General features: G+C 63.2%; 4 protein-coding genes. 1 reads left to right on the forward strand and 3 read right to left on the reverse strand.

Translation table 11 applies throughout. The features are described from left to right. Positions 1 to 34: 34 nt before the first annotated feature. The 3 genes from phnA to EN750_RS18420 all read right to left on the reverse strand — a co-directional run bounded on the left by phnA (position 35) and on the right by EN750_RS18420 (position 4355). Positions 35 to 1291, reverse strand: coding sequence for a phosphonoacetate hydrolase (phnA, locus tag EN750_RS18410; RefSeq protein WP_127397261.1), 1257 nt, complete (start codon positions 1289 to 1291; stop codon positions 35 to 37). Positions 1292 to 1315: 24 nt separating this feature from the next. Continuing rightward, on the reverse strand, positions 1316 to 2515 hold the full coding sequence (locus tag EN750_RS18415; RefSeq protein ID WP_127397262.1) for a 2-aminoethylphosphonate--pyruvate transaminase: 1200 nt from the start codon (positions 2513 to 2515) through the stop codon (positions 1316 to 1318). Between the two features lie 139 nt (positions 2516 to 2654). Continuing rightward, complete coding sequence (locus EN750_RS18420) at positions 2655 to 4355, reverse strand: Na/Pi cotransporter family protein (protein ID WP_127397263.1); 1701 nt, start codon at positions 4353 to 4355, stop codon at positions 2655 to 2657. A 154-nt stretch (positions 4356 to 4509) separates the two neighbouring features. Between EN750_RS18420 and EN750_RS18425 the strand changes: the two genes are divergently transcribed. Beyond that, on the forward strand, positions 4510 to 4902 hold a 393-nt coding region (locus tag EN750_RS18425; RefSeq protein ID WP_127397264.1), incomplete at its 3' end, for a LysR family transcriptional regulator.

Below are 4902 nucleotides of genomic sequence, written 5' to 3' on the forward strand. Positions count from 1 at the left end.
CAATAACTACGCCCCACGAGCCCCACCTCGCACATCAAGCCAGCGCTGCCGCCATTGTGGCGTAGTAGAAGGCGTCGAAATTGCGCAGCGTCGGCTCGTTCGGTAAATCCGGCAGCACACGATTGACGATGAACGGCACCTCCTGCTCGGTCAGCCCGCCATGCGAGCGCAGCGGTTCGTTCAGAGCCGCCAGGTCATGGCGATGTTCCGAGGTGCCGATGGTCTTGTTCTCGGTCGAGATCAGCACGATGTCGCCGATGCGATCTGCCGGCAGCTCAAAGCGCTCGCACGCCGTCGGGCTGTCGACGACCAGCATGATGCCGTCGATCTTCGCCAGCCGGGCCATGATGCCGGCCTGATCTGCGCCATCAGGCAGATAGGCGGTGGCAAACGAGCCGAGCGCGCCGTGATGCACGACATAGGGGTCGGTGATCGGCAGGATGACGCGGGCGGCGTCCTTGCCCAGCCACTCGTCGAGAAGGTCCTGGACATAGACGACGTCGGGCGAACCGTCCGCCTTGTGCTTGGGCTTCATGCCATGGTCGGCGGTGACGACGATCGCCGCGCCCAGCGCATCAAGCTCGGTCAGGTATTTGTCGAACATCTCGTAGAAGGCGTTGGCTTGGCGGTTGCCCGGCGCGTATTTGTGCTGCACATAGTCGGTGGTCGTCAGATACATGATGTCGGGGCGGAACTCCTTCAGCAGCTGCACACCGGCGGCGAAGACGAATTCCGACAGTTCGGCCGAATAGACCTCCGGCACCGGCAGCCCAAAGTGCTTCGAGGCATCGTCGATGCCATGCTCGGCTAAAGTCGTGGTGTCCGACTTCTCCGCAGAGAAGCACAGCGCGCGGCCTCCATCGAAGGCAAGGCCCTTGCCAAGCAAGGCACGCAGCTTGTCCTTGGCGGTGACCACGGCGACCTTGGCGCCGGCATCATAGAAGGCCTGGAAGATGGTCGGCGCGCGCAGGAAGCGCGGGTCGTTCATCATCACTTCCTTGCCGGTCTCGCGCTCGTAGAGGTAGTTGCCGCAGATGCCGTGCACCGACGGCGGACGGCCTGTGGCGATCGACAGATTGTTGGGGTTGGTGAAGCTCGGAATGACAGAGTGCGCAAAACGTACGGTGCCCTTCTGCTTGATCCTGACCAGCGCCGGCATCAGCCCGGCCTCGATCGCCTCGTCGAGATAGGCCGGCTCGCAGCCGTCAAGGCAGATGGCGATGGCCGGCACACGCGGCCAGGCGTAGGTGCGGCCGTTGACCGCGACGTTGATGGGAGACATCTGGTTCATCTGATATCCTCGAGATCGGCCGCTTCAGGCGGCGAGTTTGGCGCGTTCGGCAAGTGCCGCGGCGGGTGGAGCGGCGGTGTCGACGCCCATTTCATGCAGTGAAAAAGCCGCCGCCTCGACGACGCGGCGCATGACATGCTCGTCCATCTGGCCGATGCAGCCGACGCGGAAGCTATCCACTGCGGTCAGCTTGCCCGGATAGATGATGAAGCCCTTGTCCTTCATCAGATCGTAGAAGCGGTCGAAGGCGAAACTGGCATGGGCCGGGTTGAAGAAGGTGACGATGATCGGCGATAGCCAGCGATCCCCGAGCAGTGTCTCGAAACCGAGGTCGCGCATGCCGGCCACCATGACGTCGCGGTTCCTCGTATAGCGAGCGCCACGGCCGGCGACGCCGCCTTCGGCCTCGTGCTGGCGCAGTGCTTCGAGGAAGGCAGCGACGACGTGCGTCGGCGGCGTGTAGCGCCACTGGCCGGTTTTGTTGAGGTGCGCCCACTGGGCGTGGACATCGAGCGACAGCGAATGGCTCCTGCCTTTGGCAACCTCCAGCTCGCTCTTGCGGGCGATGATGAAGCCGAAGCCCGGAACGCCCTCAATGCACTTGTTGGCGGACGAGACCATCGCCTCATAGCGGATATCGTTGACGTCGAGCGCTACGGCGCCGAACGCGCTCATGGAATCGACCAGCAGCTTGCGACCCTTGGCATGGACGGCTTGCGCAATCTCGGCGACCGGATTGAGGATGCCGGAGCTGGTCTCGCAATGGATGGCGATGACATGGGTGATATCAGGGTCGGCCGCGAGGGCCGCCGCCACCTCGTCGCCGCGCGGCGGCAGATAGTCGCCCTTGTCGATCAGCGTGTAGGCGCGGCCGAGATACTGCATGGTCTGCGCGGCGCGCAGGCCGTAGGCGCCGTTGGCCAGCACCAGAACCTTGCCATCTCTGGGCACAAACGAACCCAGCATCGCTTCAACGCAGAAGGAACCGCTGCCTTGCATCGGCACGCAGTCGAACTCATCGTTCCTGTCCCCGGTCAGCGCCAGCAGGCGGCGACGCATATCCGATGTCATGGCGCGGAAGTCGCCGTCCCACGATCCCCAGTCGCGCAACATCGCCTCCTTGACCGAATAGGCCGTGGTAAGCGGCCCTGGGGTCAGAAGATACGGCTCGCCCAGCGCCGGACTGGCCAGCGGCTCCGCGGCAAATTTCGTCTCGGCGAGCATGTTGTCCTCCGCTCGATCTGCGTTCGATGTGGCCTTATTCTTGGCCTGAATGATCTATTTGTAAAATCGTTATTTTGTATCGATGTATCGATTTTAACGATGGTAAGGATTGCCACTCGCCAGCGGAGAATGTCGCCCGTCAGGCGAGCGCCGGAGCCATCGCTTCCGCTGCCCCTCTCGCCAGCCGGCTTTCGAGCAGATCACCGCTCTGCGTCAGCAAGGGATAGGCGACCGAGGCCATCAGCGAGTTGATCTCCTTCAGCGCCCGCACCGCCTCCAGGTGGATGTCGCTGGTGTCGATGCTCTGCGGCATTCCTGATTGCAGGCGCTTGAGGTGACGGTCATGGCTCATGCGTTCCAGTCTGCGCATCCGCTCCTTCTCGACGACGAGTTGCCGCGCCGACTCGAGATCGCTCGACACCAGCACATTGAGTGCAAGCTGCATGTTGGCCATGACACGGTTGTGAAGCCCGGCCAGTTCGCTCCAGCCGTCGCGTGAAAAGCGCAGGTTCTTGTCACGCAGCTCCTGGGTGAGCACGAGCAGGTTCTTGGCGACGATATCGCCGGCGCGTTCGAGATTGATGGCGAAGTCGGTGAGTTCTATGCCGCGCTGCGCCTCGGCCGCGCTCATGCTGCCGCGATTGACTTCGGCAATGTAGAGCTTGATCTCGGTGTGGGCGCGGTTGACCTCCTCATCAAGTTTTTGGGCTTGGCGTATCTGGTCGGCGGTGCCTGCGTCGAAGAAATCCATCACCGGGCGCAGCATCACCTCGACGACTTCGCCCACGCGCAGCAACTCGCGGGTCGCACTGGCCAGAGCGAGACCGGGTGTGCGCATGACGGTGCGGTCGAGCGCGCTGGTGCGGCGTGACATCAGGTCCCCAGCCTCCCCTGCCTTTGCCGCTGGCCTGTCGGGGATCAGCAAGGTGGCGAGCTTTTCCATCGTGCCGGTGAACGGCAAGCAGCAGATGACCAGCACCATATTGAAGGCAAGGTGCAGGTTGACCAGTTGGCGGCCTTCGGTTGCGCCGAACAGATGCGCCGGGAAGGTCACGGCCTGAAGCGCAAACAAGGCGGCGAGCGCCGTCGTGCCGCGAAAGATCAGATTGCCAAGCGGGACACGGCGCGCCTCGACGGCATCGCCGCGTGTCAGCCACACCGCAATCAGCGCACCACCGCAATTGGCGCCGAGGATGAAGAGCAGGCCGACCTCGACCGGCAAGACGCCTTGCGCGGCAAGCGTGACGAACAGCAGGATCGCCGCGACGCTGGAGTGGATCAGCCATGTGAACAGGGCAGCTGCGGCAAAGGCGGTGAAATAGTCCGTGCGCAGATAGGAAATCACCAGTGGCAGCAAATTGCTCTGCCGCATCGGAGCGGTCGCCTCGCCGATCATATGCAGCGACAACAGGACGAAGGCGACCCCCATCAGGATTCGCCCGCTCTGCCTGATGCCAGCCACCTCGAACTTCAGGACCATCGCGCCGCCGACCAGGATCAGCGCCGGCACCAGCCAGCTGAGATCGAACGACAGCACCTGCACGACCAGGGCGGAACCGAGATCGGCGCCCAGCAGGATCGCCAGCCCTGATGACACCGAAACCATGCCGCTGGCGGCAAACCCGGCCGCCAGGATCGCGACTGCGGTCGAGCTTTGCAGCAGCACGGCAAGCACGGTGCCGACGCCCGCCGACCTGATCCGTGCACCCCGGGCTTGCCTCAGGGCATCACGCAAAGCGGGGCCGCAGGCCCGCTCGACACCCGTACGCACCATATGCACGGCCCAGAGCAGCAGCATGACCGCACCCGCCAGATGCAGCAGGATGATGGAAAATTGCATGGCGACGCCTCCGGTGCCAACGGCCGGCAGGGATGTCGACCATGCTCAGGCTGAGGGTCGGCAAAACATAAGTCAAATCGTTCCTTTCGATCTTTTCCTAAGCCATCCTTATGATAGGATGTCGGCGATTTCAGAAGTGTCGGAGGCACGGCAGATGCGCTACGTCCAGTTGCGAGCCTTTCACCAGGTGGCCATCTGCGGTGGCTTTTCACGTGCCGCCGAGGCGCTCTTCCTGACCCAGCCGGCGATCTCGGACCAGGTGCGCAAGCTCGAGGAAGAGTATGACGTGCTGCTGTTCAACCGCAACAAGAAGCAGGTCACGCTGACCCATTCGGGCCAGAAATTGCTCGAAATAACCCACCGCATGTTCGATACCGAGCAACAGGCGCTGGAGTTGCTGACGGAGTCCCGCGCCCTGCGTTCCGGCACGCTGCGCATCGTCGCCGATGCCGCACATCATCTGCTTCACATTCTCGGCAGCTTCCGGGCTCGCTACCCCGGCGTCCAGGTTTCGGTGCGCGCCGGCAACACCGAGACGGTGATCAGC

This window comes from Mesorhizobium sp. M7A.F.Ca.ET.027.03.2.1, from assembly GCF_003999175.1.
Lineage (GTDB): Bacteria > Pseudomonadota > Alphaproteobacteria > Rhizobiales > Rhizobiaceae > Mesorhizobium.

What these genes read in the sequence shown, in the direction of transcription:
- phnA (WP_127397261.1), bottom strand. Translation starts at nt 1,291, where the DNA reads ATGAACCAGATGTCTCCCATCAACGTCGCGGTCAACGGCCGCACCTAC.
- EN750_RS18415 (WP_127397262.1), bottom strand. Translation starts at nt 2,515, where the DNA reads ATGCTCGCCGAGACGAAATTTGCCGCGGAGCCGCTGGCCAGTCCGGCG.
- EN750_RS18420 (WP_127397263.1), bottom strand. Translation starts at nt 4,355, where the DNA reads ATGCAATTTTCCATCATCCTGCTGCATCTGGCGGGTGCGGTCATGCTG.